The organism is Actinoplanes sp. NPDC049118 (assembly GCF_040648555.1).
Taxonomy (GTDB): domain Bacteria; phylum Actinomycetota; class Actinomycetes; order Mycobacteriales; family Micromonosporaceae; genus Actinoplanes.
This window is the reverse complement of sequence record NZ_JBEZDY010000043.1, coordinates 14,221-39,609: the sequence shown is the minus strand read 5'-3', so window position 1 is coordinate 39,609 and position 25,389 is coordinate 14,221. Positions and strand designations below refer to the sequence as shown.

The 25,389-nt window shown below is 70.7% G+C and carries 25 protein-coding genes; 12 read left to right on the top strand and 13 right to left on the bottom strand.

All coding sequences use genetic code 11. The annotated features are described in order from the left end of the window. Positions 1–269: 269 nt before the first annotated feature. Positions 270–608 carry a hypothetical protein gene (locus AB0B58_RS40115; protein WP_360235852.1) on the bottom strand — a complete coding sequence of 113 codons (339 nt, stop codon included), beginning with the start codon at positions 606–608 and terminating at the stop codon, positions 270–272. Between the two features lie 398 nt (positions 609–1,006). On the opposite strand from AB0B58_RS40115, the gene AB0B58_RS40110 reads away from it, so the two are divergent. From AB0B58_RS40110 to AB0B58_RS40100, 3 genes are all read left to right on the top strand, one after another. Then, entirely contained in the window at positions 1,007–1,345 is a 339-nt protein-coding gene (locus AB0B58_RS40110) for a PadR family transcriptional regulator (RefSeq protein WP_360235849.1), read from the top strand. After that, complete coding sequence (locus tag AB0B58_RS40105) at positions 1,332–1,931, top strand: hypothetical protein (protein WP_360235846.1); 600 nt, start codon at positions 1,332–1,334, stop codon at positions 1,929–1,931. Before AB0B58_RS40110 ends, AB0B58_RS40105 begins: the two co-directional genes overlap by 14 nt. Positions 1,932–2,014: 83 nt before the next feature. Continuing rightward, on the top strand, positions 2,015–2,326 hold the full coding sequence (locus tag AB0B58_RS40100) for a hypothetical protein (protein WP_360235843.1): 312 nt from the start codon (positions 2,015–2,017) through the stop codon (positions 2,324–2,326). Positions 2,327–2,631: 305 nt separating this feature from the next. On the opposite strand, the gene AB0B58_RS40095 is transcribed toward AB0B58_RS40100, so the two are convergent. Next, entirely contained in the window at positions 2,632–3,753 is a 1,122-nt protein-coding gene (locus AB0B58_RS40095; protein ID WP_360235840.1) for a hypothetical protein, read from the bottom strand. 483 nt (positions 3,754–4,236) lie between these two features. Here AB0B58_RS40095 and AB0B58_RS40090 point away from each other — a divergent pair, with 483 nt between their 5' ends. The 4 genes from AB0B58_RS40090 to AB0B58_RS40075 all read left to right on the top strand — a co-directional run bounded on the left by AB0B58_RS40090 (position 4,237) and on the right by AB0B58_RS40075 (position 9,016). Further along, positions 4,237–6,447, top strand: a complete 2,211-nt coding sequence (locus AB0B58_RS40090; protein ID WP_360235837.1) for an ATP-dependent RecD-like DNA helicase — start codon at positions 4,237–4,239, stop codon at positions 6,445–6,447. A 29-nt stretch (positions 6,448–6,476) separates the two neighbouring features. Continuing rightward, positions 6,477–6,776, top strand: a complete 300-nt coding sequence (locus AB0B58_RS40085) for a hypothetical protein (protein WP_360235834.1) — start codon at positions 6,477–6,479, stop codon at positions 6,774–6,776. A 488-nt stretch (positions 6,777–7,264) separates the two neighbouring features. After that, positions 7,265–7,498: a TM2 domain-containing protein gene (locus AB0B58_RS40080; protein ID WP_360235831.1), complete on the top strand. Its 234-nt coding sequence runs from the start codon at positions 7,265–7,267 to the stop codon at positions 7,496–7,498. 195 nt (positions 7,499–7,693) lie between these two features. Further along, positions 7,694–9,016 (top strand): SMI1/KNR4 family protein, encoded by a 1,323-nt coding sequence (locus tag AB0B58_RS40075; protein WP_360235828.1) that lies wholly within the window; start codon positions 7,694–7,696, stop codon positions 9,014–9,016. Between the two features lie 129 nt (positions 9,017–9,145). Here the strand turns inward: AB0B58_RS40075 and AB0B58_RS40070 are convergent, their stop codons facing one another. The 5 genes from AB0B58_RS40070 to AB0B58_RS40050 all read right to left on the bottom strand — a co-directional run bounded on the left by AB0B58_RS40070 (position 9,146) and on the right by AB0B58_RS40050 (position 13,016). Further along, positions 9,146–9,961, bottom strand: coding sequence for an ABC transporter permease (locus AB0B58_RS40070; protein ID WP_360235825.1), 816 nt, complete (start codon positions 9,959–9,961; stop codon positions 9,146–9,148). Then, the gene (locus tag AB0B58_RS40065) at positions 9,958–10,917 is read right to left on the bottom strand and encodes an ATP-binding cassette domain-containing protein (RefSeq protein WP_360235822.1); all 960 of its coding nucleotides are present in this window, start codon (positions 10,915–10,917) and stop codon (positions 9,958–9,960) included. Before AB0B58_RS40065 ends, AB0B58_RS40070 begins: the two co-directional genes overlap by 4 nt. Positions 10,918–10,945: 28 nt before the next feature. Next, positions 10,946–11,791 (bottom strand): DUF4097 family beta strand repeat-containing protein, encoded by an 846-nt coding sequence (locus AB0B58_RS40060; protein WP_360235819.1) that lies wholly within the window; start codon positions 11,789–11,791, stop codon positions 10,946–10,948. Positions 11,792–11,864: 73 nt separating this feature from the next. Beyond that, entirely contained in the window at positions 11,865–12,398 is a 534-nt protein-coding gene (locus AB0B58_RS40055) for a ribbon-helix-helix protein, CopG family (RefSeq protein ID WP_360235816.1), read from the bottom strand. A 102-nt stretch (positions 12,399–12,500) separates the two neighbouring features. Continuing rightward, the gene (locus AB0B58_RS40050) at positions 12,501–13,016 is read right to left on the bottom strand and encodes a hypothetical protein (protein WP_360235813.1); all 516 of its coding nucleotides are present in this window, start codon (positions 13,014–13,016) and stop codon (positions 12,501–12,503) included. Positions 13,017–13,245: 229 nt separating this feature from the next. Between AB0B58_RS40050 and AB0B58_RS40045 the strand changes: the two genes are divergently transcribed. Next, positions 13,246–15,396: an esterase-like activity of phytase family protein gene (locus AB0B58_RS40045; protein ID WP_360235810.1), complete on the top strand. Its 2,151-nt coding sequence runs from the start codon at positions 13,246–13,248 to the stop codon at positions 15,394–15,396. Positions 15,397–15,447: 51 nt separating this feature from the next. Here AB0B58_RS40045 and AB0B58_RS40040 read toward each other — a convergent pair whose 3' ends face one another. Genes AB0B58_RS40040 through AB0B58_RS40025 form a run of 4 tightly spaced genes read right to left on the bottom strand, consistent with a single transcriptional unit; the run spans position 15,448 to position 17,246 of the window. Then, complete coding sequence (locus tag AB0B58_RS40040; RefSeq protein WP_360235807.1) at positions 15,448–15,987, bottom strand: putative immunity protein; 540 nt, start codon at positions 15,985–15,987, stop codon at positions 15,448–15,450. Between the two features lie 14 nt (positions 15,988–16,001). Next, on the bottom strand, positions 16,002–16,217 hold the full coding sequence (locus AB0B58_RS40035) for a hypothetical protein (RefSeq protein ID WP_360235804.1): 216 nt from the start codon (positions 16,215–16,217) through the stop codon (positions 16,002–16,004). Between the two features lie 59 nt (positions 16,218–16,276). Further along, a complete protein-coding gene (locus tag AB0B58_RS40030) occupies positions 16,277–16,501 on the bottom strand; it encodes an AlpA family phage regulatory protein (protein WP_360235801.1) in 225 nt (74 codons plus the stop codon). 46 nt (positions 16,502–16,547) lie between these two features. Beyond that, the gene (locus AB0B58_RS40025) at positions 16,548–17,246 is read right to left on the bottom strand and encodes a DUF3592 domain-containing protein (RefSeq protein ID WP_360235798.1); all 699 of its coding nucleotides are present in this window, start codon (positions 17,244–17,246) and stop codon (positions 16,548–16,550) included. 112 nt (positions 17,247–17,358) lie between these two features. Between AB0B58_RS40025 and AB0B58_RS40020 the strand changes: the two genes are divergently transcribed. Then, a complete protein-coding gene (locus AB0B58_RS40020; RefSeq protein WP_360235795.1) occupies positions 17,359–18,096 on the top strand; it encodes a hypothetical protein in 738 nt (245 codons plus the stop codon). Positions 18,097–18,162: 66 nt separating this feature from the next. Here AB0B58_RS40020 and AB0B58_RS40015 read toward each other — a convergent pair whose 3' ends face one another. Next, positions 18,163–18,972, bottom strand: a complete 810-nt coding sequence (locus AB0B58_RS40015) for an META domain-containing protein (protein ID WP_360235792.1) — start codon at positions 18,970–18,972, stop codon at positions 18,163–18,165. A 90-nt stretch (positions 18,973–19,062) separates the two neighbouring features. Then, entirely contained in the window at positions 19,063–20,040 is a 978-nt protein-coding gene (locus AB0B58_RS40010) for a hypothetical protein (protein WP_360235789.1), read from the bottom strand. Positions 20,041–20,410: 370 nt separating this feature from the next. On the opposite strand from AB0B58_RS40010, the gene AB0B58_RS40005 reads away from it, so the two are divergent. The 3 genes from AB0B58_RS40005 to meaB are packed head-to-tail and all read left to right on the top strand — an operon-like array spanning position 20,411 to position 25,385. Then, complete coding sequence (locus AB0B58_RS40005) at positions 20,411–22,225, top strand: methylmalonyl-CoA mutase family protein (protein WP_360235786.1); 1,815 nt, start codon at positions 20,411–20,413, stop codon at positions 22,223–22,225. Continuing rightward, complete coding sequence (gene scpA, locus AB0B58_RS40000; protein ID WP_360235783.1) at positions 22,222–24,387, top strand: methylmalonyl-CoA mutase; 2,166 nt, start codon at positions 22,222–22,224, stop codon at positions 24,385–24,387. The genes AB0B58_RS40005 and scpA overlap by 4 nt, the downstream gene beginning before the upstream one ends. Continuing rightward, positions 24,384–25,385 carry a methylmalonyl Co-A mutase-associated GTPase MeaB gene (gene meaB, locus AB0B58_RS39995; RefSeq protein WP_360235780.1) on the top strand — a complete coding sequence of 334 codons (1,002 nt, stop codon included), beginning with the start codon at positions 24,384–24,386 and terminating at the stop codon, positions 25,383–25,385. Before scpA ends, meaB begins: the two co-directional genes overlap by 4 nt. Positions 25,386–25,389 lie beyond the last annotated feature (4 nt).

The following is a 25,389-nucleotide window of genomic DNA, read 5'->3' as shown; positions in this document are numbered from 1 at the left end:
ACGAGGGCCGCCATTAACGCCGCAACACGCTGGACACTCGGGTACCGGTAGTCGACCGGTGTCGCGCTCCGCTGCCACTTGAACACTCACACGAGCCGGCACCCTCATAGCCGCAACCGCGCCTTACGGAGGGCTGCCCCCCGCTCGCCGGGGAGGTATTCGGACATCCGATGAGAGTGCCCCATCAGCAACATGCTCTGCGGAGTCATTAGGAACATGCCAGGTGGCCTCAGCCCGCGCGACCTCACCGACGATCGCCAGTTCGCGGATCATGGAGATGAGCTCTGCGGCGCGGGGGCCGCGTTGCCGTAGGACCGTTTCAGGTGCTCCTGGGCGTTGCTTCCGGCGAACTGAATACTCGCCGTCCTCTCCGACAACACGATGCCGACGTATGCGCGCCGCTCCTCGGTGGTTTCGACCAGTGCACCGTCGGTGTCCACGCCCCAGGAGTGCTGGCGCCAGAGCTGGTCCTCGGACAACGCATACCCCGTACCGATTGACGCGAGAGCACCGTCAATCCACAGCGCCGCGACGTTGCCATGACATTCACCGACGTCCCCATCGGCGAGGCGGACTCTCGCCACGAACGTCGACGCGCTCGCGAGCAATGCCTCAAGATCAGAGTCGGGGCCCACGCGGCGGCACGACCAGTGAGCCTCCGAACGACAGCAGGGTCCGGCACCAGCTCCGCCATCGCTGTCCATACGACGCATCCACGGCAACGTAGGTGCCTACCCGGTCCCGGTACATCTGGAGCAGACGCTGGTATTCGTCACTGGGCAATTTCATCGGCGCAGGATACTTCGCCACGAGCCACAAGATCACGTGCGCTCTTCTGCCGCGAAGCGCTCGCTACTCAGCGTCACCGCCGGTGGCCTCCATGCCTCCGCTTTTGCCGAGAGTCGGATGTTTCCCACGCCGATACGCCCGCCACGCCGCGACCGCCCCCGTGACGGCGCGACGTGGCGGTTGTGTGTGATGCACGGTTCTCTGCTATACAGACTAGGTGAGATCGAGTCAACTGCTCAAGGGCGTGCTGGACATCGCCGTCATGGCAGCCCTGTCACGTCGCGAGCTGTACGGCCTCGAACTGCTCGAACGACTCCGGGGCGAAGGCCTCACCCCGCTCGGCGACCCATCCGTCTACGGAGTGCTACGCCGACTCGAGCAGGACGGGCTAGTCACCTCCCGGCTGGAGCCCTCGGCCAGCGGCCCCGCCCGCAAGTACTACAGCATCACCCCGAAAGGCCGAGCCGACCTAGACGCCGCCGACGCAGAGTGGTCACGGCTCGCCCGCGTCGTCAACCGACTCCTGGAGATGAGGAATGAACGTGAGCAACGCTGAGCCGTCTGCTTCTGCCGGCGAAAACCCTTCCGTCTCAGCGGAAGACATCCAAAACTACGTCACAGCGGTGGATAACTTCCTCCTGGATGTGCCGTGGCGTCATCGGCGTGAGCTCATCGCCGACCTGCAGGAACACCTCCGGGAACATCCCGACCAGATCACCGTCGAGCAGCCCCAGGACTACGCGGCCGAACTGCGCGCCGCCGCTGGAGCCGTCCCCGGCGGGCTCCTGTCCGGATTCCGGTCGGCCTCATGGCCCACACCGCTGGAGTGGTGGGAATCGGTCGTCCGTGGGGGCGCGATCGTCCTCGTGGCGCTGGTTGTGTGGGAATTGCCCAAGGGTTGGTCGTGGTGGAGTGTCGACTCGGCACTTCAGTCGGTATACCCGGTGCCGCGGCTTCTCGGCTCGCACCGAGCCGGCTTGGTCTTTTTCCCGCTACTATCTGTCCTTATCGGACAGTTGACCACCGGGGCATACCTCGGCCGGTCACCGCACGGGCGCCCGACTCTGCGGCGCCTAAGCTATGTCAGCCTTGGCATTGTCCTGGTACTGCTCGGATACGGAGCCGTGCGATCCGTCCTCTGATGCAAAGAGACGGAACTACCGATCCGCAGGTCCGCCCGAGGCGCATTCATTTGCCGCGATCAGGGCGCTACACACAGTCACCGTTGCTCCTCGCGCCAGACTGGCTGGCGGGCCATGCGATCATCATCGGCTACGGCTCACTGGAAGGAACATCGATGCGTGACCGCTACCCGCACCCCAGTCAGCAGCCCTTGCTGCCACTGACGATGGTGGTGTCCGTCGTGATAGGCGTTCTGTTCCTCCGCATCGGAGGGCAGTACGCGAAGTTCGGGGCCGGATTCGCGTTCGCTTGGTTCTTGGTTTCGTTTGCGCTTTACGGTCTTGCCTGGTTACTGCGCGACCAGGCCGAGTGGCGGGAGTCTCGGCGCAACGCGAACACGATCGGCGCCGATTGAAATGCAGCCATCCCGTCGGTCGGCGCCCTGACTTGCCGCCGGTCGTGCGCGGTTGCCGGCGTAGTCGTCATGGTCGGTACGACTCGGTTTCGGTTGCCGACCGAGCGCGGGCTGTCCAGATCAGGTTGCCATCATGACGGGGTGACGTCGGTGCCGGAGAGCATGCCGTTTCGGTGGGATCTGATCACGCCGTATCAGCTGGTTGCTCGACGGCAGCGTCACTCGCTCGACGTCGCCGGGTGAAAGCGGAATCGGCCAGGCGGAGATGTTCTCCACGCAGAGCCCCCCTTGCGGGAATTCCACGGTCAGTTCCCGGCGCCCTTCCCAGCCGCCGTCGACCTCGGTGTCCGGTGTGGTGTTCCACAGCTCGAGGTTGACCGCGATCGCCAGGGTGTCCTGATCGGCCTTGACGGCCACCCGCCAGCGGCTGCCGCCGATGATCGTTTCCTCCGAGTCAGCGACGCAGCGGCCGAGGTCCGTCGATCACACGTTGCGCGTTGTAGAACGCGTCGAGCCGCGACCCGAGGTGTAGTTATCGAGGCCCTTGATCGGGCGAACCGACACCCGCGGGGGAAGTCCCGGTTGTCGGCGCTGCTGGTCGCCGCTCCTTCGTAGGTGCTGCAGAACGGGTACTCGTCACACTGCCGGCCGCCGGTGGCGTAGTTGGGCCCCCAGGTCTGCTTGCAGAAGGCGATGGAGGCGCTGCGGTTGGCGTCCTGCAGCGGCCTGTCGACCAGCCGGTGCAGGGGTTCCGATCCACCGGCCCGGCCGGGGATGGTTTTGTTCGGCCAGCTGGGGAAGGTCCGGCTCGGATTGAGCTGGGCGTCGCGGATGTGCAGCGCGCTCTGGTTCACCTCCGAATCGCTCAGGGAGAACGACACCGTCGGCGTGAAGTCGACAAGCGCGGCGCCATTGGCCGGTGACATCGTCCGGCCGCTGTCGAAGCGCATGTTCGTCTTGAAGTTGGTCGGGAACAAGCCAGGCCGGACCGGAAGCGTGCCGACCTCGAAGCTGTACGTTGCGAGGTTGCTCACGACGTTGGTGTCCGGAGCGGCTCCGGTGCCGGGCGGGCTCGTGAAGAACATGTCAGAGTCGGGGTTGTTGGCCCACTGGTCCAGCGTCCGGTTCGGCTCGGTCGGGCAGTTCATCGTCGCCGACGGGATGCAGCCGACCGGGATGAGGTCGATGTGCTGGTTCGGCCAGTCGATCTGGTTAGCCGGCATGGTCGAGACGACGGCGTCCCTGCCGGGGATGGTCAGCCGCACCTGGGTCTGGCGGGTGGCCCGGTCGGCCCAGACGAGAATCGTGTAGTCGAACCTGATCGATCCGGCCACCGCGTCGGTGCCGTTGTTGACGACGATGCCGTCGATCATGCCGCGGATGCACTGGCGGAAGCGGTCCGCAAGCCAGCCGTTGGGGGTGGCCACAGTCTGATCCTTGCATCCCGATCGGTGCGTGATCGCGCACAGACTATGGCAATGTTCGACTTGTTAGATGTCCTATGTCGGGTGGGGAACGGCACTCATCGATGCCTTGTGATCAACGTCTTGGCCTGAATCCGGACGGGTCCGCATCGGGTACTGAAGAACGCCCCGACTCGCCGCTGCGGCGATCTGGTAGGCCCGTCACGACGGGCGCGGGTCGTCGTGACGGGTGTTGCCGCCCCTACGCCTCACTCGGCGGGGTTCGCACAGCAGTGGCTATGCGGGAGGCCGACGCCTGAGTGGGCGCTTCCTGAATCGACAGCGGGTTGCGCGCATAGCGCCCGCCGGACGAATGACCGCCACGAGCAGGTGATCAGGCTCTTTGTCTCGGCCTGCCGACAGCACCCTCGCTTGCCTTGGCGGGCGTAGCGGGGTGCTCCGCAGTCCGGCGTCGGCGAGTCAGGTGGTGGTGGGGAGAATGGGCTGGTGTCTGCGGGTGTGTCGTCCCGGCCGGCGCCGCAGGTGTTGGAGGCGGTGCTGGAGCGGTTGACGTTCGTGAACGAGGAGACCGGTTACACGGTGGCGCGGGTGGCGACCGGTCGTGGGTCGGATCTGCTGACCGTGGTCGGGTCGCTGCTGGGGGCGCAGCCTGGTGAGAGTTTGCGGATGCGGGGCTGGTGGTCGTCGCATCCGCAGTACGGGCGGCAGTTCGAGGTTCTGTCGTACACGACGGTGTTGCCCGCGACGATCCAGGGCATCCGCCGCTACCTCGGCTCCGGGCTGATCAAGGGAATCGGGCCGGTGTTCGCCGAACGTATCGTCGAGCACTTCGGCCTGGAAACCTTGGAGGTGATCGACGACGAGCCTGGCCGGCTGGTCGAGGTGCCGGGGCTGGGGCCGAAGCGTACAGCGAAGATCACTGTGGCGTGGCAGGAGCAGAAGGCGATCAAGGAGGTGATGGTCTTCCTGCAAGGCGTCGGGGTGTCGACGTCGATTGCGGTGCGGATCTACAAGAAGTACGCCGAGAAGTCGATCGGCGTGGTGAAGTCTGAGCCGTACCGGCTGGCCGCGGATGTCTGGGGCATCGGCTTCAAGACGGCCGACACGATCGCGCAGGCCGTCGGGATCCCGCACGACAGCCCCGAGCGGGTGAAAGCCGGCCTGCAGTACACATTGTCGCAGGCCACCGACAGCGGACACTGCTACCTGCCTACCGATCAGCTGATCGCCGAGGCGACCAAAATCCTCGACGTTCCGGGCGGGCTGGCCGACCGCTGCCTGGATGAGCTGGTCAGCGAAGAGGGCGTGGTCCGCGAGGTGTTGCCCGGTCCGGACGGCCCGATCCCGGCAATCTACCTGGTGCCGTTCCATCGGGCCGAGATGTCCCTGGCGAACGCGCTGCTGACGTTGCTGCGGGAGCGAGCCGACAGGATGCCGGCCTTCGCCGGCGTCGACTGGGCCAAAGCGCTGACCTGGCTGCGCACGCGCACCGGCACGGACCTGGCGCCGGAGCAGCAGCAGGCCGTACGGCTCGCGCTCACCTCCAAGGTGGCGGTGCTGACCGGCGGTCCGGGCTGCGGCAAGAGCTTCACGGTGCGTTCGATCGTGGAGTTGGCCGCCGCGAAGAAGGCCAAGGTGCTGCTGGTCGCGCCGACCGGGCGGGCCGCTAAACGCCTGGCCGAGCTGACCGGGCAGCCGGCCGCGACCGTGCACCGGCTGCTCAAGCTGCAACCCGGCGGGGAGGCCAGTTACGACCGGGACAACCCCCTCGACGTGGATCTGCTGGTGGTCGACGAGGCGTCGATGCTGGACCTGATCCTGGCCAACAAGCTGGTCAAGGCCGTTCCGCCCGGCGCCCACCTGCTGCTGGTCGGTGACGTCGACCAGCTTCCCTCGGTCGGCGCCGGGGAGGTGTTGCGAGATCTGCTGGCCGCTGACACGGTGCCGCGGGTCCGGCTGACCCAGGTGTTCCGGCAGGCCGCCGACTCCGGGGTGGTCACCAACGCGCACCGGATCAACGCCGGCCGGCCGCCGCAGCTACAGGGTATGAGCGACTTCTTCCTGTTCCCGTGTGAGGACACTGAGGCTGCCGCCGCGCTGACCGTCGAGGTTGCCTGCACCCGGATCGCCCGCAAGTTTCGTCTCGACCCGCGCCGCGACATCCAGGTTCTCGCCCCGATGCATCGCGGCCCGGCCGGTGCCGGCGCTCTGAACACGCTGCTGCAACAGCAACTCACCCCCGGCCGGGAGGGACTGCCGGAGCGGCGGGCCGGTGGCCGGGTGTTCCGGGTCGGCGACAAGGTCACCCAGATCCGCAACAACTACGACAAGGGCCAGGCCGGGGTGTTCAACGGCACGATCGGAGTGGTCACCGCTCTGGACCCCGACGAGCAAACGTTGACCGTCCGCACCGACGAGGACGAGTCCATCGGCTACGACTTCGACGAGTTGGACGAGCTGGCCCACGCGTACGCGATGACCATCCACCGCTCCCAGGGATCCGAATACCCGGCCGTGGTCATCCCGATCACCACCAGCGCATGGATGATGCTGCAGCGCAACCTGCTCTACACCGCCGTCACCCGGGCCAAGAAACTCGTCGTCCTCGTCGGCTCCCGCCGCGCCCTGGCCGCCGCAATCCGAACCGTCGGAGCCGGCCGCCGCCACACCGCCCTCACCCACCGCCTTACTGCGTAGGCGACGATGCCGCCCTCGGGGTTCATTCCGTGGCCTCCGAACTGGATTACTTCGCGAAAGCCGCAGTCGTAGAGCTGTGCGAAGACAATTCCATCAAGCCTCCCAGGATGGACGACATGATCGTCGATTCTTGGCTGCCAAACTACGGGTACCGGCCGGCCAACGGAAGTCGCTCCGCCGGGTCATCCAAGCGCAAGCGCGCCAGCACCGGATATCTCGGACGGAGCACCTGGGTGCGTTCGAAATCCGATGAATCATTTCGTGCACATGTGCAAATTCCAGCAGATGGCATCACGGGAGGCGTAGAGGTGGAAATCCTCCATCGTTGAGGACCGGGTCGACCACCGTTTAGCTCGCCAATCCGGCCTTCACGTTCGCTCCGCATGCAACCAGTTGTCGTGCGACAGGGTGGCTGCAATTTCTATTCGGCATGGCCCAGATCCGCACGAGCTCTTCTCTGACAGATGTGGAGTAGGTATGCCTTGTCCGACGGTCGCTCAGCGATCGGTGCGGCAAGCTCCGTGGGCTGCCCGCCGACCAGGGAGGCCAGTCGCTGTTGCCGACCCAACCGGGTCCGTATCCCTACGCGGCAGTGCACTGCAAGCGGCGGAGGCACCGCGTGCCAGATCCGTGCAAGATCGACCGGTTGTCACCGGGATATGCCGGAGAGTCTCGGCAATGCCGCGATCGGCCGCCCCGGCCAACTCGTCACCTTCGGCCTGAGCGGGGTCACCAGATTTGGGATCTTGCCGACCGATGCGGTGTCCCGCTATCGTGCATCGATTTTCACGCATTCAAAAACAGGGGAGATAGCTTCATGACCGCCACCCAAGCTGCCACCGCCACGGGCTCGAAGTCCTGGATCGCCGCGCTCCTGCTCTGCTTCTTCGTGGGCGCGCTCGGCATCCACCGCTTCTACGTCGGCAAGGTCGGCACGGGCATCCTCATGCTGATCACGTTCGGCGGGCTCGGCATCTGGACGCTGATCGACTTCATCATGATCGCGATCGGCAAGTTCTCGGACAAGCAGGGTCTCGCGCTCGCGCGCTGACCTGCCTCCCGGCAACGACCGGGCGCCCCGGGGGAAGTATCGGTGACATGCCGATTCGGCCTCCCCGGGGCGCCCGGTTCGCGTCTGCGGGCTCCTGGCGCGGCTCTGTCAAAAGCCGGGGCAGCAGAAGGACGGGCCGAGGGCTCCGGTGGCGGTCGGCATGGTGCAGAGGCGGAGGGCCGCTACGATCTGCCGGTGATCGATGCCGCCTTGCAGCAGCCGGACATCTGGCGACCGTTCCTGTCCGCCCTGCGCGACGACGCGCCGGCGGGTACCAGAGAGACAGAGTTCCGCGGCACCGTACATCCCGGTTCGTACGGCGGCTCGACCTTCGACGACGGCGACTCGCGTGAAGGCGGACGCTCGGGCATCGGCGAGCTGAAAGCACTCAGCGCCCTGGTCGACGGCCGGGGTATCGCGGTCCGCGTGTTGGTGACCCATGGGGGCGCTGCTCGGGTCGACATCGTCGCGGGCGCACCGCAGGTGTCGTTCGGGATGGGCGGCGGGATCCTCGAATCGGTACTGCTCGTCGCGGATTCGGACCCGGAGCCGTACCGGCGGCTGCCGGAGCGGTGCGACGGGGTGGGGCCCTCGCCGGACGCCGACCCGGACGCGGTGCGGGCGCTGGTGCGCGGGATCCTGCCCGACGCGGAGCCGGCGACCGGATCGGCGCTGGCGGCGGCCGAGACCGCGCTGGGCATCGCGCTGCCCGAGGACGTACGGGCGCTTTATCTGACCGCCGGTGCCGGGGACCTGGTGCTGCCGGCGACCGGATCGGACCTGTTCTACGGCATGAGCATCGTCGCGCTGGACGATGCGGCGGCCCGGGAGTATCTCGAGCCGCGCGCCCGGTACGGGTCCTGGCCGGACGGCGCGATCGAGGTGGTCGCCGCCGATCCGCAACTGCGGGTGCAGGCGCTGGCCGCGTCGCCGGCGTGGTTCGTCGTCGGCGATGATTTCGGCGGGAACCTGCTCGTCGTCGATCTCCGGCCCGGCCCTCGCGGGCACGTCGGACAGGTCCTCTACGTGGACCACGAAATACCCGCCGGCGCCCGGTGGCTCGCGCCGTCGTTGACCGAACTGCTCACCCACCGCCCGGGCGGGCCCGCGAGCCTCGGACCGGAAGGCGGTCTGGTGTGCCGGGTCGGGCCGCGCGGCAGGACCGTGGCCGACGTCGGTCCCGAGGCCGAGGTGCTGTTCGTCGGTGCCGCGCCGGAGCCGGTGGACCTGGCCGCTCTCGCCGGCCATCGCGGGATCCGCACCCTGGTGGTGAACCGGTCCGCGGCGGTCGCGAACCTGGACGTGGTCACCTCGTTGCCCGCGCTGGAGTATCTGGAGTGCGATGTTCCGCGCTGGCAGCAGTTGCTCGGCTCCGGTCGGGTTCCGCCGACCCTGCTGTCCGCCGGGATGAACGGTCGCGCGGACTGGGCCGCGTCCGTCGATGTCGTCGACGCTCTACTCGCCCTTTGGGGTCGGCCACGGCTCGAGGTGACCAAGGTCGAGCTGACGATCGCCTGATCAGCTCGACCTCGGCCCGGCCGACGTCCGCCGTGCCCGGGCCACCGCGCGGCGTGCCCGAGGAGCGCGGTGAGCGGCGGCACCGGGAACGGTTGCTTATCCGGTACGGGTGAGAGCGCCGGTGCCGACTCAGGACTCGCGGTTGAACAGTCGTTTCGACCAGAGGTACCCGCCCAGCGCGATGGCGCCGCTCCAGGCGAGCGCGATCCACCCGCTGTTCCCGATCGGCGTGTCCATCATCAGGCCGCGCAGGGTGTCGATGATGGGCGTGAACGGCTGGTACTCGGCGAACCAGCGCAGACCGGCCGGCATGGAGTCGGTGGGTACGAAACCGCTGCCGATGAAGGGCAGCAGTACCAGCGGCATGAGCACGTTGCTCGCGGTCTCGACGCTCTTGCTCACCTGGCCGAGTGCGACGGCCAGCCACACGAGCGCGAACGTCACCGCCACCAGGAAGCCGGCCGTGGCCAGCCACCCGCCGAGCCCGGCGGTCGGCCGGAAGCCGACCAGCAGCGCCACGCCGATCACGATCACCAGGCTGAACGCCGCCTGGATCATGCTGCCCAGGACGTGCCCGGTCAGCACCGAGACGCGGGCGATGTGCATGGTGCGGAAGCGCGCGATGATGCCCTCGGTCATGTCCATGGCGATCGAGATCGACGTCCCCTGGACCGTGGACATCACGGTCATCAGGAGGATCGTGGGCACGACGTAGTTCGCGTACGCCGCGCGCCCGTCGGCCGCGTCGACGTGTGCCGCGCCGGCGAGCCCGGCGCCCAGCGTGCCGCCGAACACGTAGACGAACAGCAGCAGGAAGACGACGGGCATACCGACGAGCGTCAGGGTCATCGACGGGTACCGCAGCATGCGCTTGAGGTTGCGGCGCAGCATCGTCGCCGAGTCGCGTACGGGATGGAAACGCAGGGCGGCGGGGGTGGTGGTCATCGGGGGGTCACCTTCTCGTCGGTGGGGTTGCCGGTGAGGGCGAGGAAGACGTCGTCGAGATCGGGGGTGTGCACGGACAGCTCGTCGACCTCGATGGCGTGGTCGTCGAGCCGGCCGATCAGGGTCTTCAGCGAGCTCAGGCTGCCGTCGCTCGGCACCCGCAGGGCGAGCGCGTCGTTGTCGCGCGAGGCCTGACCCAGTACGCCCGTGGCCGCGTCGAGGCCGTCCCGGTCGGCGAACCGCAGGCGAACGTGTCCACCGGGGATGCGGCGCTTGAGTTCCTCCGCGGTTCCCTCGGCGACGATCCGGCCGTGGTCGAGGACCGCGATGCGGTCGGCCAGTTCGTCGGCCTCCTCCAGGTACTGCGTGGTCAGGAAGATGGTGACGCCGCCGGCCACCAGGTCCCGGACGATCTGCCACATGTTGCGGCGGCTGCGCGGGTCCAGTCCGGTGGTCGGCTCGTCGAGGAAGATCACTTGCGGGCTGCCGACCAGGGTCATCGCCAGGTCGAGCCGCCGGCGCATGCCGCCGGAGTAGGTCGATGCCGGCTTCCGGCCCGCCTCGGTCAGGTCGAACTGTTCGAGCAGCTCGGCGGTGCGCCGCCGGCCCTCGCGCCGCGGTAGCTGGTGCAGGTCCGCCATCAGCAGCAGGTTCTCCGCGCCGGTTAGCAGGTTGTCCACCGCGGAGAACTGGCCGGTGACACCGATCGCGGCGCGCACGGCGTCCGGTTCGCGGGCGAGGTCGTGCCCGGCGACCCGGACGTCACCGGCGTCGGCACTGAGCAATGTGGACAGAATTTTCACCGCTGTGGTCTTGCCGGCGCCGTTCGCGCCGAGCAGCGAGAAGACCGTTCCCCGCTGCACGCTGAGGTCGAGTCCGTCGAGCACGACCTGGTCGCCGAAGGACTTCCGTAGCCCGGTCGCGGCGATCGCCGGCCAGGATTGCTTGATGGTCATGGTTTCCTTCTCCGGGGGCAGAAGTGGGTCAGGCGCGGCGGATGGTGATGTCGCCGTAGGAGGTGCGGCCGCGCACCTCGACGGTCTCGTTGGCGTCGTCGGGGCTGGTGGCGTGCTCCAGCAGGTTGCGCAGGTGCCCGAATCCGGTGTTCAGCTCCAGCCAGGCGGCGGTGCCCTCGGCGATGCCGATCTCGAGATCGCCCGCGGCGGTCCCGAGGGCGACCGAGCCGCGGACCACCTCGCCGAGGCGGATGCGGCCGTTGGACGTCTTCGCGTCGACCCCCGCGCCGGCCCGGTCGATGGAGATCTCGCCGTTGGCCGTACGCAGCCGGGCGTCGCCGGCGACCCTGTCGATCACGAGGTCGCCGTTGGAGCTCTTGATGACCGCGGTGCCGTCGATCTCGCCGACCCGGACCTTCCCGTTGCCGGTGGAGATCTCGGCGTCGCCCGCGACGCCGTCAACGGTGAGGTGGCCGGCGCCCGAGCTCAGGCGCAGCGGGCCGGTCCGCTCGAGCTGGGCGTTCCCGGCGGAGGTCTTGAGCCGGCACCCGCCGAGCCGGCCGGTGCAGCGGAAGTCGCCCAGCTGCATCTCGGCGGACACCGGGGAGCCGCTGGGCAGTTCGATGGACACGTCGACCGACCTGGTCTTGCGGGAGAAGTCGAAGACGCGCGCCTTCGGGCCGGTCACCCGGAGCACGCCGTTGGCGTAGTCGACCCGGACCTGCTGGGCGGCGGCTACGTCGGACTCGTCGGCCTCGTCGCTCGGGCGGACCTCGACGACGGTGTCGGTGCGGTCGCTCGCGGCGATCCGCAGGTCGCCGACGCCGAGTTCGAGCGTGACGGAGATCGGTTCGGGCGTATCGAAATTAGGCATGGTTGTCCCCTCGTCATGGGTGGGTGAGCCGTCCCCGCAGGTCGGGGATGTGGTGTGTGGACGTGCGGTGCGGCTAGCGCACCCAGCCGGTGAAGCCCTGCCTGGCCCGTTTGGCGCGGCCGCGTGGCTCGGGACGCTGATCGCGGTCGGAGCGCTGCAGGGCGGCGGCCGCCGCCCGGCTCAGCCAGGCGTTGACCGAACGCCCCTCCTTGGCCGCGGCCTCCTCGATGGCGGCCTTGAGCTGCTCGGGCAGGCGTACGTTGATCCGCGCGGCGGGGCCCTCCTCGGCGATCAGCAGGTCGGTGTCCGGCGCGCCGTCGACCGTCGCCGCGGCGTCCACGACCGCGGACCCGGATGGGTCGGCGGGTGGCGAGGTCACGACGAAGTCCGGGTCGCGTCCGCGCAGGCGCACCTCCACCGAGCCCGGCGCCAGGTCCCGGGTGATCTCGTCGGCGGCGGCCGAGAGCGCGTCCAGCAGCGTCATCCGGATCGCCGACTCGAGCGGCCCGGTGAGGCGCTCGACCAGCGCACGCGCGTCGTCACCGCCGGCTTCGGCAAGCGTGGCGAACTCACGTCCAAGGTTGTTCACGTACGAGGTCAAGTCCATGGTGCCATGATGGCACACCGATGGCACACACGCAAGCCATGTTGGCTCAGTTGGGTGCCATGATGGTGCCACTGGGCCTGGAGGGGCGGCCGGCCGCCGCCGTTACGGGGTGGGCTCCCCGTCGCCCACCCTCTCGACCGGACCGGCCTGGGCCGCGGCGAGCTGCCTGATCAGCCGCCGGGCGATGAGTAGCGGGATGATGCCGAAAACGCCGAACGACATGTCGATCACTTGCCACCCCCACGGCAGGTGGCGGATCGGCCCGGCGATCAGAGTCAGCGGGATGACCGCGACGCAGCAGATCATGCCCCACTCGATCACCCAGGCATTGCGGACCGGATCGCGCCACGGGCCCCAGAAGGCGATCGCGATCATCAGGTGGGCGAAGGCCAGCCAGTCGGTGCCGTACGCGATGAAAGGGTAGTCACGGTCCGTCGCGGCGACGCCCTCGTGCACCCGGTCGATCCACGCGACCAGTGCGTCCGGGGCGGGCGCCGCATGCAGCAGATCCGTCAGCAGTCGAAGCTCGGTGACCAGCGGGAAGGCCGTCACGCCGCTGATCACCAGGCCGACGACGACGACGGACAGCCAGGCGCGGATCCGGGTAACCGTGTTCATGATCGAAAACTAGGGCCGGCAGCCCCCGTCGCGCGACCCCGCACACCGAACCTTCACATCGGGCCGCTTCCGCGGCGCCGGCCTCCAGTCGGAGCGGTCGCCCTGGCGCAAGCTCCAATCAGGGCGATCGCGGTCGAACCGCCCGCGGGACCAAGATCGGCAAGCCGGTGACATCAGACGTTCTCGAGCCGGCCACCTCAGCGTCGTACCCGGCCCGTAGGCAGTCACCATGCGTTCCACGACACCCTTCGGCCGTACCAGAAAGGCCGTTTCCCTGGTCGGCATCGCGGCCCTGGCCGCGCTCGCGACCCCACCCACGACGGCGGCCGCGCACCCCCACGGGCAATCCGCGCCGCAGTCCTGGCGGCGCCTCGCGACCGTTCCGGCATACCTGAACTCGGGCGTCGACGACACCGCCGCCGCGGAGATCTCGACCGTCACCGAGGACGGGCGCACCGTGGTCTACACCGACAGCCCGGGCGGCCGCCTGGGCTTCGTCGACATCGGCGACCCGGCCCGGCCGCGGCCGGCCGGCACCCTGGCGATGGGCGGCGAGCCCACCTCGGTCGCGCACCTCGGCGGCCTGCTGCTCGCCGCGGTGAACACCAGCGCCGGCTTCACCGACCCGTCCGGCAAGCTCGTCGTGATCGACGCCCGCACCCGCGCGATCCGCGGGAGCCTCGACCTCGGCGGCCAGCCCGACTCCGTGGCCGTCGCGCCGAGCGGGCGCTACATCGCCGTGGCGATCGAGAACGAGCGCGACGAGGACGTCGACGACGGCGCGATCCCGCAGGCCCCGGCCGGTGATCTCGCCGTGGTCGACACCCGCACCTGGACGGTCGGCCACGTCGACCTGACGGGTCTTGCCGAGGTCGCACCCGGCGACCCGGAGCCCGAGTACGTCAGCGTCAACTCCCGCGACGAGGCGATCGTCAGCCTGCAGGAGAACAACCACCTCGCGATCGTCTCGCTCGCGAAGCGCACGGTGATCAGGCACTTCAGCGCCGGTACGGTCACCGTGCCGGGCGTGGACACCCAGGACGACGACCGGATCTCGCCGACCGGCACGATCACCGCCAAGCGTGAGCCCGACGGCGTCACCTGGCTCACCGACGACCTGTTCGCCACCGCCAACGAGGGCGATTACCAGGGCGGCTCCCGCGGCTGGACGATCTTCGATCGCGGCGGCAGGGTCGTCTGGGACGCCGGCAACTCGCTGGAGCACCTCGCCATCGCGCACGGGCTCTACCCGGACAAGCGCTCCGACGCCAAGGGTATCGAGCCGGAGAACGTGGCGTTCGGCCGTTTCCACGGCGTCCCGCACGTGTTCGTGAACGCCGAGCGCGGCAACTTCACCGCCGTCTACGACGTGTCCCGGCCGTGGGCGCCGAGATTCCGCCAGCTGCTGCCCACGACGAACGGGCCGGAGGGTGTCGTCGCCGTACCGTCGCGGAACCTGATCGTGGTCTCCAGCGAGGAGGAGATCCCGGACGAGGGCATCCGGGGCACCGTGCAGATCTACGGCCTCGGCGATTCCGCCGGCGCCTTCCCGTCGCTGGTCTCCCGCGGCGACATCGCCTGGGGCACGCTCTCCGGGCTGTCCGCGGTGCCGGGCCACACCGGCCGGCTGGTCGCGGTCACCGACAGCGCATACAGCCCGACCCGGCTGCTCACCATCGACACCGCCGCGCGGCCCGCGGCCATCACCGCCGAGCTCACCGTGACCAGGAACGGCACGCCGGTCGGCTACGACGCCGAGGGCGTCGCCGCGCTCCCGTCCGGCGGCTACTGGCTGGCCGTCGAGGGTTCCGCCACCAAACCCAACCTTCTGGTACGCACAGACGCGCGCGGCGCCGTCCAGCAGGAGATCCCGTTGCCGGCCGACGTGGCGTCCGCGGTGACCTCCAACGGGCTCGAAGGCGTCGCGGTCGCCGGCTCCGACGTGTGGGTCGCCGTCCAGCGCCCGCTCAGGGGCGAGGACACCGCGCGCATCGGGCGCTACCGCGACGGAACCTGGAGCTGGCTGGCCTACCCGCTGGACACCGCGAAGACCGGCTGGACCGGGTTGTCCGAACTGGTCGCGGTCGACCGGGACACGTTCGCCGTCGTCGAGCGCGACAACCAGCGCGGACCCGCCGCGGCGATCAAGAAGATCTACCGCTTCGACGTCCCGAAGACCTGGACCGGCGTCCCCGTGGTCGGCAAGCGGCTGGTCAGAGACCTCCTCCCGGCCCTGAGGGCCGACCGCGGCTGGGTGCAGGACAAGGTCGAGGGCCTCGCCGTCGCGGCCGACGGCCAGGCGTACGCGGTGACCGACAACGACGCCGTCGACGACGCCACCGGGGAGACGGTGTTCCTCCGTCTCGGCCGCCTGTTCTGAGTCGGGCCCACCCGGCCCGCGTCGCCCGGCGCGGCGCGGGCCACGCGGGCTTCAGGATCGGCCGCGGAGGGCCCCATCCAGCTCCCGGAGCAGCTCCCCGACGCGCCCGCCACCGCGCGGCGCCGCCGGATAGCGGCTGAGCACGTCGACGACGGCCGGTGTCGCGCGCCTCCGCGCCCGCTCGAGCTGATCGGCGCCGACGTCTCGAACATCGCCCGCCACCAGTTCGGCCGCCCTCGCCGCGTGGGCCGCCGCACCCAGAATGTGCTTCACCTGGTTGGCGTCGGCCAGCGGATGCAGGTACGCGGCCGCGGCCGCGGACATCGCCGCCCGCGCCGCATTGCCCGCGGCCTCGGTGTCCGCCTCCCGGGCCGCCTTGTGCGCCGCCCATCCGGCGTCGCGCAGTGCCCTCCCGCGTTCGCCGCCCCGGGCGAACGCCAATGCGGCGTCGACCGCGTCGCGGGGCCGCGGGTCGGCCGGGTGTACGTCCTCGAAGATCTCCAGGACCTCCTGCGCGATCTCGGCGGCGTAACCGGTGACCGCACGGAGATCCTGCTTGCTCAGCACGATCTCGCTGGTTTCGTTCGCCACGGGTATCACCTCACCTACCACCCTGGACGCCTGGCCACACTGCGCGGATCGGCCGGAAGGATGGAGAACAGGACCAGGACGACCCATCCGGTTTCGTTGGGATCGCGGCCGTTCGACAGCACGAACGGCAGGATCCACAACGCCACCGTTACCAGGGTGCAGAGCACGGCGGCGATGAGCGTGCCCACGGCGATACGCAGGTTTGTCGGCATGGCCTCGAGCGTTCTCACCCGCACGCTCGATCACCTGAGTCGGCGAGCTCATGTCTGTGCGCCCGCGCGCTGAACGCTCAGGTCACGTGTCCGGCACCGGTCGGGCCCGCCCCGCCCGGGTAACGGTGGGTGCCGATCCACGCCTCGACCTCGTCGAACGCCCAGATCTTGCCCTGCGCCAGGGTGGCGACCGGTCTGGGGAAGTCGGATCGCCCGGCCATCTGGTAGACCCGTTGCCGGCTCACGCCGAGCAGGTCCCGGATCTCGTGAGCGCCGACAAGGCGCGGAGACTCGCCGTCCATGCAGACGACTATAGTCGCGCGACTACCATCCCGAGAAGGGTGCCTGCTATCCCGCCTGCCGCCAGATGAGGTAGGCGAGCGCAAGCAGGTACAACGCGAGGGGGAGTGCGAGCGCGGCGCCGATGCCGGTCAGGACGGTCCCGAACCGGCCCTGGCCCCAGCGGTGCCGCGCCCGCACCTCCGAGACGAGGTGTGCGCAGATTCCGAGCAGGCTCAGCCCCACCCCGACGAGCCCCAGCAACGCCCAGCGGTCGCGGTCGACGCCGTCGATGAGCGTCGCGGGCGACGGGAGGCCGATGCCGGCGGCCGCGACGTACCAGGCACACAGCGCGATGCCGCCGAAGGCGAGGGCGACCCGAACGACCGGGTAGTGGCGCGGCGCGGCGTCGCCGACGACGGTCCGGGGGTCGTGCGGGTCGTAGAAGACGTCGAAGGACTCGCCGACCTCGCCGGGCCGGCGGCGGGCCTCCCACCCGAGGGTGACGCCCTCGACGTCGAGGCCGTCGGCCGTGGTGAACCGCACGATCGGCCGGTGCAGGTCGTCGCCGTCCTCGCCGCGGTCCCAGTCCCAGTCGGTGCTTGTCGCGACGGCGGGCCGCGCGCGCAGTCTCATCCGCCGGTCGCGACCGGCTCGCCGCACCCCGCTGCGGAGGATCAGGACGAGGACGGCGACGCCGACCAGTCCAAGTAGGACATCGAGGGCGGGCCGGGGGGCCGGGTCGGCCGACGAGGCGAGCAGCTGCATGTGACCATGCTGTCGGACGCGTGCACGCGGCGGCGATCCCGAGGCGGTGGCGATGTTGCGATGCCGAATTAGCGTCGCCCACGCCTGGCATCGCCGAAATGGAGGTCTCCGCGTGGGGCGCACCAGCGACACACCGCTGCACACCGCACTGCGTACGCCGGAGTTCTGGCGGTGTTACGCACTCGACGGCACCGACGGGTTCGACGTCGACGCGACGGGCGAGCGGCTCGCCGAGGAGATCGGCGAACCGAACCTGGATCTTCCGGTTCGCCCGGACTGGTTCCTGCGCCTGAGCCTGTGCTTCGAGGTCAATCTGCACACGCTGTACCTGTGCGACCTCGACCCGGACGAGGACTACGAGGACTACGAGGACGACGACGAGGACGTCCCCGTCGACAGCCAGCTCGAGCTCGGCCATTGGGACCAGGCGCGGTGGCATCCGTTCTGCCTGCGCTGGGAGGAGCTGGAGGCGGTGGTGCGGCGGATGCGCGCCGAGCCGGACCGGCAGCAGGTCTCCCCGGAGCAGGCGATGCTGCTGCTGGCGCGCTGGGTCGGCCACGGCGCGGACGAGCAGGATCTGCTGGTGGCGCGGCGGCGGAGCGTCGCCGGCGCGTTGGAGCGGCCCGGCCTGTTCCACGGCGACGACGCGGCGCGGATGGCGGCGGGTCTGCTGGTGGCGGTGTCCGAGGACGACTACGCCTGGCGCTGGGACGCCGAGAAGGGCTGGACCTTCGGCGGGGACTACGGGTGTTACTCCAACCGCAATGACGGCCACGACTTCCCGTTCGCCGAGTTCGCCGAGTTCCGGCAGATGCTGGGCGTGGCCGACGAGCCGGCATCCGTGCGCTGAACGACGCGCCGCGCGCGTGCGGGGAGTCCTGACTGTTCGCCGGGACTCCCCGCGACCGTCTGCGGGTCAGGAGGTGGCGCGCAGGTCCAGGCCGCCGCCGTCGGCGCGGGTCAGGGTCAGCCGGGCGCCGGTGATGCTGTAGGCCACCTTGCCCTTGAGCACGTCGAGGACCGCGCGGTTCAGCGACTCGAGGTCCGGCGTGCAGGTCCGTTTCCGGGTGGTCGGGCGGGAGAAGGTGATCGAGCCGTCGCCTATGGAGGCCGCGCCGTCGAGGTCGGCGCAGCCCGTCGAGCCCGTCACGCGCCCGCCCTGGAAGCTCAGGTGGGCGTCGGCGCCGGCCGGGACCGACGCGGCGGCCTCGCCGTCGAGGAGGGACTCGACCGACCAGCGGGTGCCGGTCAGTGGCCGGTCGGGCTCGGCGGACCGGATGTCGACAAGTCGCAGCCGGGTCGTTCCGGCGCTCAGCACCAGGGTGTCGCCGTCGAGTCGCCAGCGGGGCTCCTGCTGCAGGAAGTCCGTCAGCCAGGTGTCCTGATCCATCAGCTCCGTCGAGCAGGCCATCATCGTGCCGCCGACGTCGGACACCACCAGCCGGTCACCGTCGACGGCGGCGCGGCCGGTGAGGTGATTGCATCCGGCCTCGGCCGTGACGGTGCCCGATTCGAATCCCAGCCGCAGGCGGGTGCCCTCGACGAGTTCCCTCGATTCCTCGTCCGGCGCGGTCGGCGCGGAGACGAACGTCCGTCCCCAGATGTCCGCCGCCGCGGGAGGCGGCGCCGCGGCGCCGCCCTGGCCGCATCCCGTGATCGACATTACCGTCACCACCGTCAGGAAGTGCCACCATTTGATCGTCATGCCGGCTGAGACGATATTCATCCGCCCATCGTTCCCTTGATCTCTTCTTATCGCGGATCGGGGGAGGCCCCGGCGCGAATACCGGGGCCTCCGCCATTCACTATTCTCGGATCATGCCGGGGAGAGGCCCTCCGCGAAATCGAAGAGGCTCTTGACGTCGTTGTCGAAGTACGGGCCGTCCATCTGGCTCGCGTCACCATGGCGATGACTGACCACGCTGTTGGTGTATCCGAGGCCGTTCTGATCGTTGTATTCCTGCAGCCAAGGTCCGCCGCTGGACCCCTGCGTCATGTTGCACCAGGCCCGCACCTGCTGGCCGTGGCCGTTCCAGGTGGTGCCCTGGCAGAAGTACTGGAGGTCGCCGGGGAAGCCACCCGCGGCCGGGTAGCCGAGGATGGTCACGGCGACGGAGTAGCCCCAGTTCCACCGCAGGCCCATGCCGCCGACGGTGTCGACCACCTTGGCGCCGTAGATGCCGCCGTTGTTCATGATCGCGATGGCCATGTCCTCATCGCTGCTGCTGCTGTTGATCCACGCGGTACGGGCGGTGAGGTTACCGGCGACGAAGCTGCCCACCGGCGAGACGCCCTGCCGGAAGCCCGGTACGAAGATGAAGTTCGAGTACCAGCCGCCGCCCGCGCCGGCGTGCACGCAGTGGCCCGCGGTGATGACCAGGCGGCGCTTTCCGCTGTTCAGGGCGCTTGCCGAGCACTGACCCGTGCCGCCGGGGACCGAGACGTACACCTTGCCGACGGTCATGGACTGGTTCAGCGCGGCCATGCCGCGCGCGGGCAGCGCGGGGGCGATGCTGCCGGGCTTGCCCTGCGGTGCGGGCGCGGCCGGCCGGTCGGCGTCGGGGACCTTCAGGTCCAGGTCCACCGCGGCCGCCATGCGTTCGGGCGTCCAGAAGGCCTCCACCTCGGCGATCGCCGCCGGGCTGGTCACCGCCTTGCCGTCGGCCGTGCGGGCGACCGTGCTGACGTTGCCGGACGCCGCCGGGGACGGCTGAGCCTGCGCCGCGACACCGCCGGCCAGCATCAGCGCGAGGCCGGCTCCCGCCACGGTCACCGATCTGACAATAGATCTCATTCGGTTTTCCCTTTCCCCGAGTGGTATTCGACTCTCCGAGCATATAGATCAATTTGGATGAAAGGTTTCTGGGTGGAGACACGAAAAGACATTCTTATTAACCGCTTCAAGCGATGTCGATACAGGCCCCTTATGGATCTCGAAAAGACCGGACGTGACATGGGTAATCCACCCAAAAGGACGCCCCCAATCTTGAATGGTGGGATGTGCCAGATATTCGACTCGGGCCGGAAGGGGTGAACAGGTCGTAAATCGATCAATGTGACCGCCGGGGAATAGGGGATCGGTAGGGGTTGCCGCCCCGTTGCCCCGTTGAAACAGTCGGATCGCAGGTCCTGAGAAGACTTCGACCGACCGGGGGCGGCCGCGGATGACGGCAACTGTTGAGCAGGCGAGCCCGCCTCAGCGCGGCGGCGCGGAGACCGGCGGCACGGCGCACGAGCGGTGGCGGCGGCTCTGCCTCGGCGTGCTGCGCAAGGCCGGGCGGGCGCCCGACGGCGCGACGCCGGCTGACGTCGCGGAGCTGCTCGCCGCCACCACCTACGACGGCCTCACGGTGCAGCCGCTGTACGGGCCCGAGGCGGGGACCTGGCCGCTCGCCGAATGGGGCCGCGCCCCCGGTGCGCCGTGGCAGGTGCGGCAGCGCTACGACGGGACCGACGCCGCGGCGGTGCGGTCGGACACCGCGAACGGTGTCACCGCGGTCTGGCTCGCCGTCGAACGGGCCGGCACATCGCTTCCCGGCCTGCTCGACGCCGTGACGCTGGACTCGACCGCGGTCGTCCTCGACGCCGGCGCCGGTACCGAGCGCGCCGCCGGGCTGCTGCTCGACGCGGCCCGCCGGCACGGGATCGCCCCGGCGGCGCTGACCGGCAACCTCGGCGCCGATCCGTTGGCGCTGCGGGCCCGTACCGGCGCGCCGGCGGACGACGGCGTGCTCACCCACCTCGCCGTCCGCTGCGACGCCGACCTGCCGGGCGTCCGGGCGTCCACGGTGGACGTCACCGGGTACCACGACGCCGGCGGTTCGAACGCCGACGTGCTCGCCTGCTCGATCGCCACCGGGGTGGCGTACCTGCGCCGGCTGGCGGACGCGGGGCTGGAACCGGCGCGGGCGCTGGGACAGCTCGAGTTCCGCTACCCGGCCGGGGCGGACCAGTTCGACACGATCGCGCTGCTGCGCGCCGCCCGCCGGCTGTGGGCCCGGGTGGCCCGGGAATGCGGCGTCGCGGACGCCGGCGCCCAGCGCCAGCACGCCGTCACCTCGCTCGCGATGATGACCGCGCGGGACCCGTGGAGCAACATCCTGCGTACGACGGTCGCCTGCTTCGCCGCCGTGCTGGGCGGCGCGGACGCCGTCACCGTGCGGCCGTTCGACGCCTGCCTCGGCGGCTCCGGCGAACCGGCCCGCCGTCTCGCCCGCAACACCCAGGCCGTCCTGCGCGAGGAGGCGCACCTGCACCGGGTCGCGGACCCGGCCGGCGGCTCCTGGTTCGTCGAGCGGTACACCGAGGACCTCGCGGTCCGCGCCTGGGACCGGTTCCGGACGATCGAGCGGGCCGGCGGCATGGCGGCCGCCCTGGACGCGGGGCTGGTCGCCGGCTGGCTCGACGAGGCGTGGGCCGCCCGGCGCGACGACATCGCCCGGCGGCGGGCACCGATCGTCGGGGTCAGCCGGTTCGCCGACCCGGAGGAGCGGCTGCCCGGTCCGGTCCGGCCGGCGGCGGCACCCGGCCCCGGCCTGCCCGAACGCCGGTACGCCGAGGTGTTCGAGGCGCTGCGCCTGCGCGTCGACCAGCACGCCGCCGCCACCGGCGTGCGGCCGTCGGTGCTGCTGGTGCCGCTCGGGCCGCCCGCCGCGCGTACCGCCCGTACCGATGCCGCGGCGGACCTTTTCGCCGCCGCGGGCCTGTTGACCACCGCGGCGCCGGACGGCGGTGACGTCGAGACCACCGTGGCCGCCTGGCGGGCCTCGGGAACGCCGGTCGCCTGCCTGTGCGGACCGGATGCCGCGTACGAGACGGCGGCCGGGCCGCTCGCGCGGGCACTGCGGGCCGCGGGCGCGGTCCGGGTCTGGGCGGCCGGAACGCCCGCCGGCCACGACGGCGTCACCGGCTACCTGCACGACGGATGCGACGCGGCCGAGGCGCTCGGCGCGACGCTCGACGACCTGGGGGTGCGATGACCATTCCGGACTTCTCCACCGTGCCGCTCGGCGATCCGCCCGCCGCGGCCGGCCGGTGGACGACCGGGGAACCATGGCGGACGCCCGAGGGCATCGCCGTGCGACCCCGGTACACCGCCGGCGACCTCGAGGGGCTCGACCTCGGCACGCTGCCGGGCCTGCCGCCGTACCTGCGCGGGCCCTACCCGACGATGTACACCACCCAGCCGTGGACGGTCCGGCAGTACGCCGGCTTCTCCACGGCCGAGGAGTCCAACGCCTTCTACCGCCGGAACCTGGCCGCCGGGCAGAAGGGCCTCTCGGTCGCGTTCGACCTGGCGACGCACCGCGGCTACGACTCCGACCATCCGCGCGTCGCGGGCGACGTCGGCATGGCCGGGGTCGCCGTCGACTCCATCATGGACATGCGTGAGCTGTTCGCCGGCATCCCGCTCGACCGCACCAGCGTCTCCATGACCATGAACGGCGCGGTCCTGCCGATCCTGGCGCTCTACGTGGTGGCCGCCGAGGAGCAGGGCGTGCCGGCGGAGCGGCTCGCCGGGACCATCCAGAACGACATCCTCAAGGAGTTCATGGTCCGCAACACCTACATCTACCCGCCGGGCCCGTCCATGCGGATCGTCTCGGACGTGCTGGCGTACACCGCCGCCCGCATGCCCCGGTTCAACTCGATCTCCATCTCCGGCTACCACATGCAGGAGGCCGGAGCCACCGCGGACCTCGAGCTCGCCTACACACTCGCGGACGGCGCCGAGTACCTCGAGGCGGGCCGCCGCGCCGGGCTGGCGGTGGACGACTTCGCACCGAGGCTGTCCTTCTTCTGGGGCGTCGGCACGAACTTCTTCACCGAGGTCGCCAAACTGCGCGCCGGGCGGCTGCTCTGGGCGCGCCTGGTCGGCGCGTCCGGCGCGACCGATCCCAAGTCGCTGGCGCTGCGCGCACACTGCCAGACCTCCGGCTGGTCGCTGACGGCGCAGGACGTCTACACCAACGTGGTACGCACCTGCGTGGAGGCGATGGCCGCGACGCAGGGGCACACCCAGTCGCTGCACACGAACGCGCTCGACGAGGCGCTGGCGCTGCCGAGCGAGTTCTCGGCGCGGATCGCCCGCAACACGCAACTGCTGCTGCGGCACGAGTCGGGCACCACCCGGGTGATCGACCCCTGGGGCGGCAGCGCGTACGTGGAGCGGCTGACCCACGAGCTGGCCGAGCGGGCGAGTGGGCACCTGGCCGAGGTGCGTGCGGCCGGTGGGATGGCGCGGGCGATCGCCGCCGGCATCCCCAAGCGCCGCATCGAGGAGGCGGCGGCCCGCACGCAGGCCCGCATCGACGCGGGCACGCAGCCGATCCTCGGCGTCAACCTGTACCCGCCCGAGGCGGAGGAGCAGCTCGAGGTCCGCAAGGTGGACAACACGGCGGTGCGGCAGCGGCAGATCGACCGGCTGCGCGCGCTGCGCGCCGGGCGCGACGGCGCGGCCTGCGCCGAGGCGCTCGCCGCCCTCGAGGCCGCTGCCGCCGCCACGGCCGCCGGGCGCCGCGACGGCGGGCCGGCCGACAACCTGCTGGCCCGTTCGATCGACGCGGCGCGCGCCGGCGCGACCGTCGGGGAGATGTCGACGGCGCTGGAGCGGGCCTTCGGCCGGCACGCCGGCGAGGTGCACACGGTCGCCGGGGTGTACCGCGCCGAGGCCGGGGACACCGCCGGCATCCTCGCGGCCCGCGCCGCCGCGGACGCGTTCGCCGCCGCGCACGGAAGGCGGCCGCGGATCCTCGTCGCGAAGATGGGGCAGGACGGGCACGACCGCGGTCAGAAGGTGGTGGCGACGGCGTTCGCGGACCTCGGCTTCGACGTCGACGTCGGCCCGCTGTTCCAGACCCCCGCCGAGGTGGCACGCCAGGCGGTCGACTCCGACGTGCACATCGTCGGCGTGAACTCGCTGGCCGGCGGCCACCTGACGCTCGTGCCGCAGCTGCGCGGGGAACTGGCCGGCGCCGGCCGCGACGACATCATGCTCGTCGTGGGCGGTGTGGTGCCGCCGGGCGACGTGGCGGCGCTGCGCGACGCCGGGGTGAGCGCGGTGTTCACGCCCGGCACGGTTCTCGCCGACGCCGCCTCGAGCGTGCTCGCCGAGCTGTCCCGCCGGCTGCGCCGGGCGTGACCGCACCGGGAACGGTCGACGCCGAGGCGTACGCGGACGCGGTCCGCGCGGGTGACCGGGCCGCGGTCGCGCGGGCGCTGACCCTGGTGGAGTCGAACCTGCCGGCCGACCGTGCGCGGGCCCGGCGGCTGCTGCGGCTGCTGAGCCCGTACGCGGGGACGGCGCACCGGATCGGCATCAGCGGGGTGCCGGGCGCGGGCAAGTCCACGCTGATCGACGTCCTCGGCCGGCGGCTGACCGCGCTCGGTCACCGGGTCGCCGTGCTCGCGGTGGATCCGTCGTCGCCGCGTACCGGCGGCAGCATTCTCGGCGACCGGACCCGGATGGCCGGGCTGGCCGCCGATCCCGCCGCCTTCATCCGCCCCTCGCCGAGCGCCGGGACGCTGGGCGGCGTCGCCCGCGACACCCACGACGTCATCGTCGTCGTCGAGGCCGCCGGCTACGACGTCGTGCTCGTGGAGACCGTCGGCGTCGGCCAGTCCGAGACCGCCGTCGCCGACCTGACCGACACCTTCCTGCTCGTCACCGTCGGCGGCACCGGCGACCACCTCCAGGCGATCAAGCGGGGCGTGCTGGAGCGGGCCGACGTGGTCGCGGTCAACAAGGCCGACGGCGCCCAGCTCGCCGGCGCCCGGGTCGCGGCCCGCGAACTGGCCGCGGCGCTGCGGCTCGTGCACGGCGGGTCCGGTGTGACCGCACCGAGCGTGCTGACCTGCAGCGCGGCGGACGGCTCCGGCATCGCGGAGCTGTGGGAACAGCTCCGCGCCCACCGCGACGGCCAGGCGGCGTCCGGCGTCCTGGCGGATCGCCGGCGGCACCGCCGGGTGGCGCGGCTGCGGGCGACGGTACGGGCCGCGCTGCTGGACGTGCTCACCGCCGATCCCGAGGTCGCGGACGTGGTGGCCCGGGTGGAGGCGGCGGTGAGCGCCGGAACGGTGGACGTCGCGCACGGCTGCGAGCAGATCGTCGCCGCCTGCGGGCGGCGGACCGGCGGGTAGCCGG

Excerpts from the sequence above, each read along its gene's own strand:
- AB0B58_RS40080 (WP_360235831.1), top strand. The coding sequence starts at position 7,265 with ATGACCGCCACCCAAGCTGCCACCGCCACGGGCTCGAAGTCCTGGATC.
- AB0B58_RS40070 (WP_360235825.1), bottom strand. The coding sequence starts at position 9,961 with ATGACCACCACCCCCGCCGCCCTGCGTTTCCATCCCGTACGCGACTCG.
- AB0B58_RS40065 (WP_360235822.1), bottom strand. The coding sequence starts at position 10,917 with ATGACCATCAAGCAATCCTGGCCGGCGATCGCCGCGACCGGGCTACGG.
- AB0B58_RS40060 (WP_360235819.1), bottom strand. The coding sequence starts at position 11,791 with ATGCCTAATTTCGATACGCCCGAACCGATCTCCGTCACGCTCGAACTC.
- AB0B58_RS40055 (WP_360235816.1), bottom strand. The coding sequence starts at position 12,398 with ATGGACTTGACCTCGTACGTGAACAACCTTGGACGTGAGTTCGCCACG.
- AB0B58_RS40050 (WP_360235813.1), bottom strand. The coding sequence starts at position 13,016 with ATGAACACGGTTACCCGGATCCGCGCCTGGCTGTCCGTCGTCGTCGTC.
- AB0B58_RS40045 (WP_360235810.1), top strand. The coding sequence starts at position 13,246 with ATGCGTTCCACGACACCCTTCGGCCGTACCAGAAAGGCCGTTTCCCTG.
- AB0B58_RS40030 (WP_360235801.1), bottom strand. The coding sequence starts at position 16,501 with ATGGACGGCGAGTCTCCGCGCCTTGTCGGCGCTCACGAGATCCGGGAC.
- AB0B58_RS40025 (WP_360235798.1), bottom strand. The coding sequence starts at position 17,246 with ATGCAGCTGCTCGCCTCGTCGGCCGACCCGGCCCCCCGGCCCGCCCTC.
- AB0B58_RS40015 (WP_360235792.1), bottom strand. The coding sequence starts at position 18,972 with ATGAATATCGTCTCAGCCGGCATGACGATCAAATGGTGGCACTTCCTG.
- AB0B58_RS40010 (WP_360235789.1), bottom strand. The coding sequence starts at position 20,040 with ATGAGATCTATTGTCAGATCGGTGACCGTGGCGGGAGCCGGCCTCGCG.
- AB0B58_RS40005 (WP_360235786.1), top strand. The coding sequence starts at position 20,411 with ATGACGGCAACTGTTGAGCAGGCGAGCCCGCCTCAGCGCGGCGGCGCG.
- scpA (WP_360235783.1), top strand. The coding sequence starts at position 22,222 with ATGACCATTCCGGACTTCTCCACCGTGCCGCTCGGCGATCCGCCCGCC.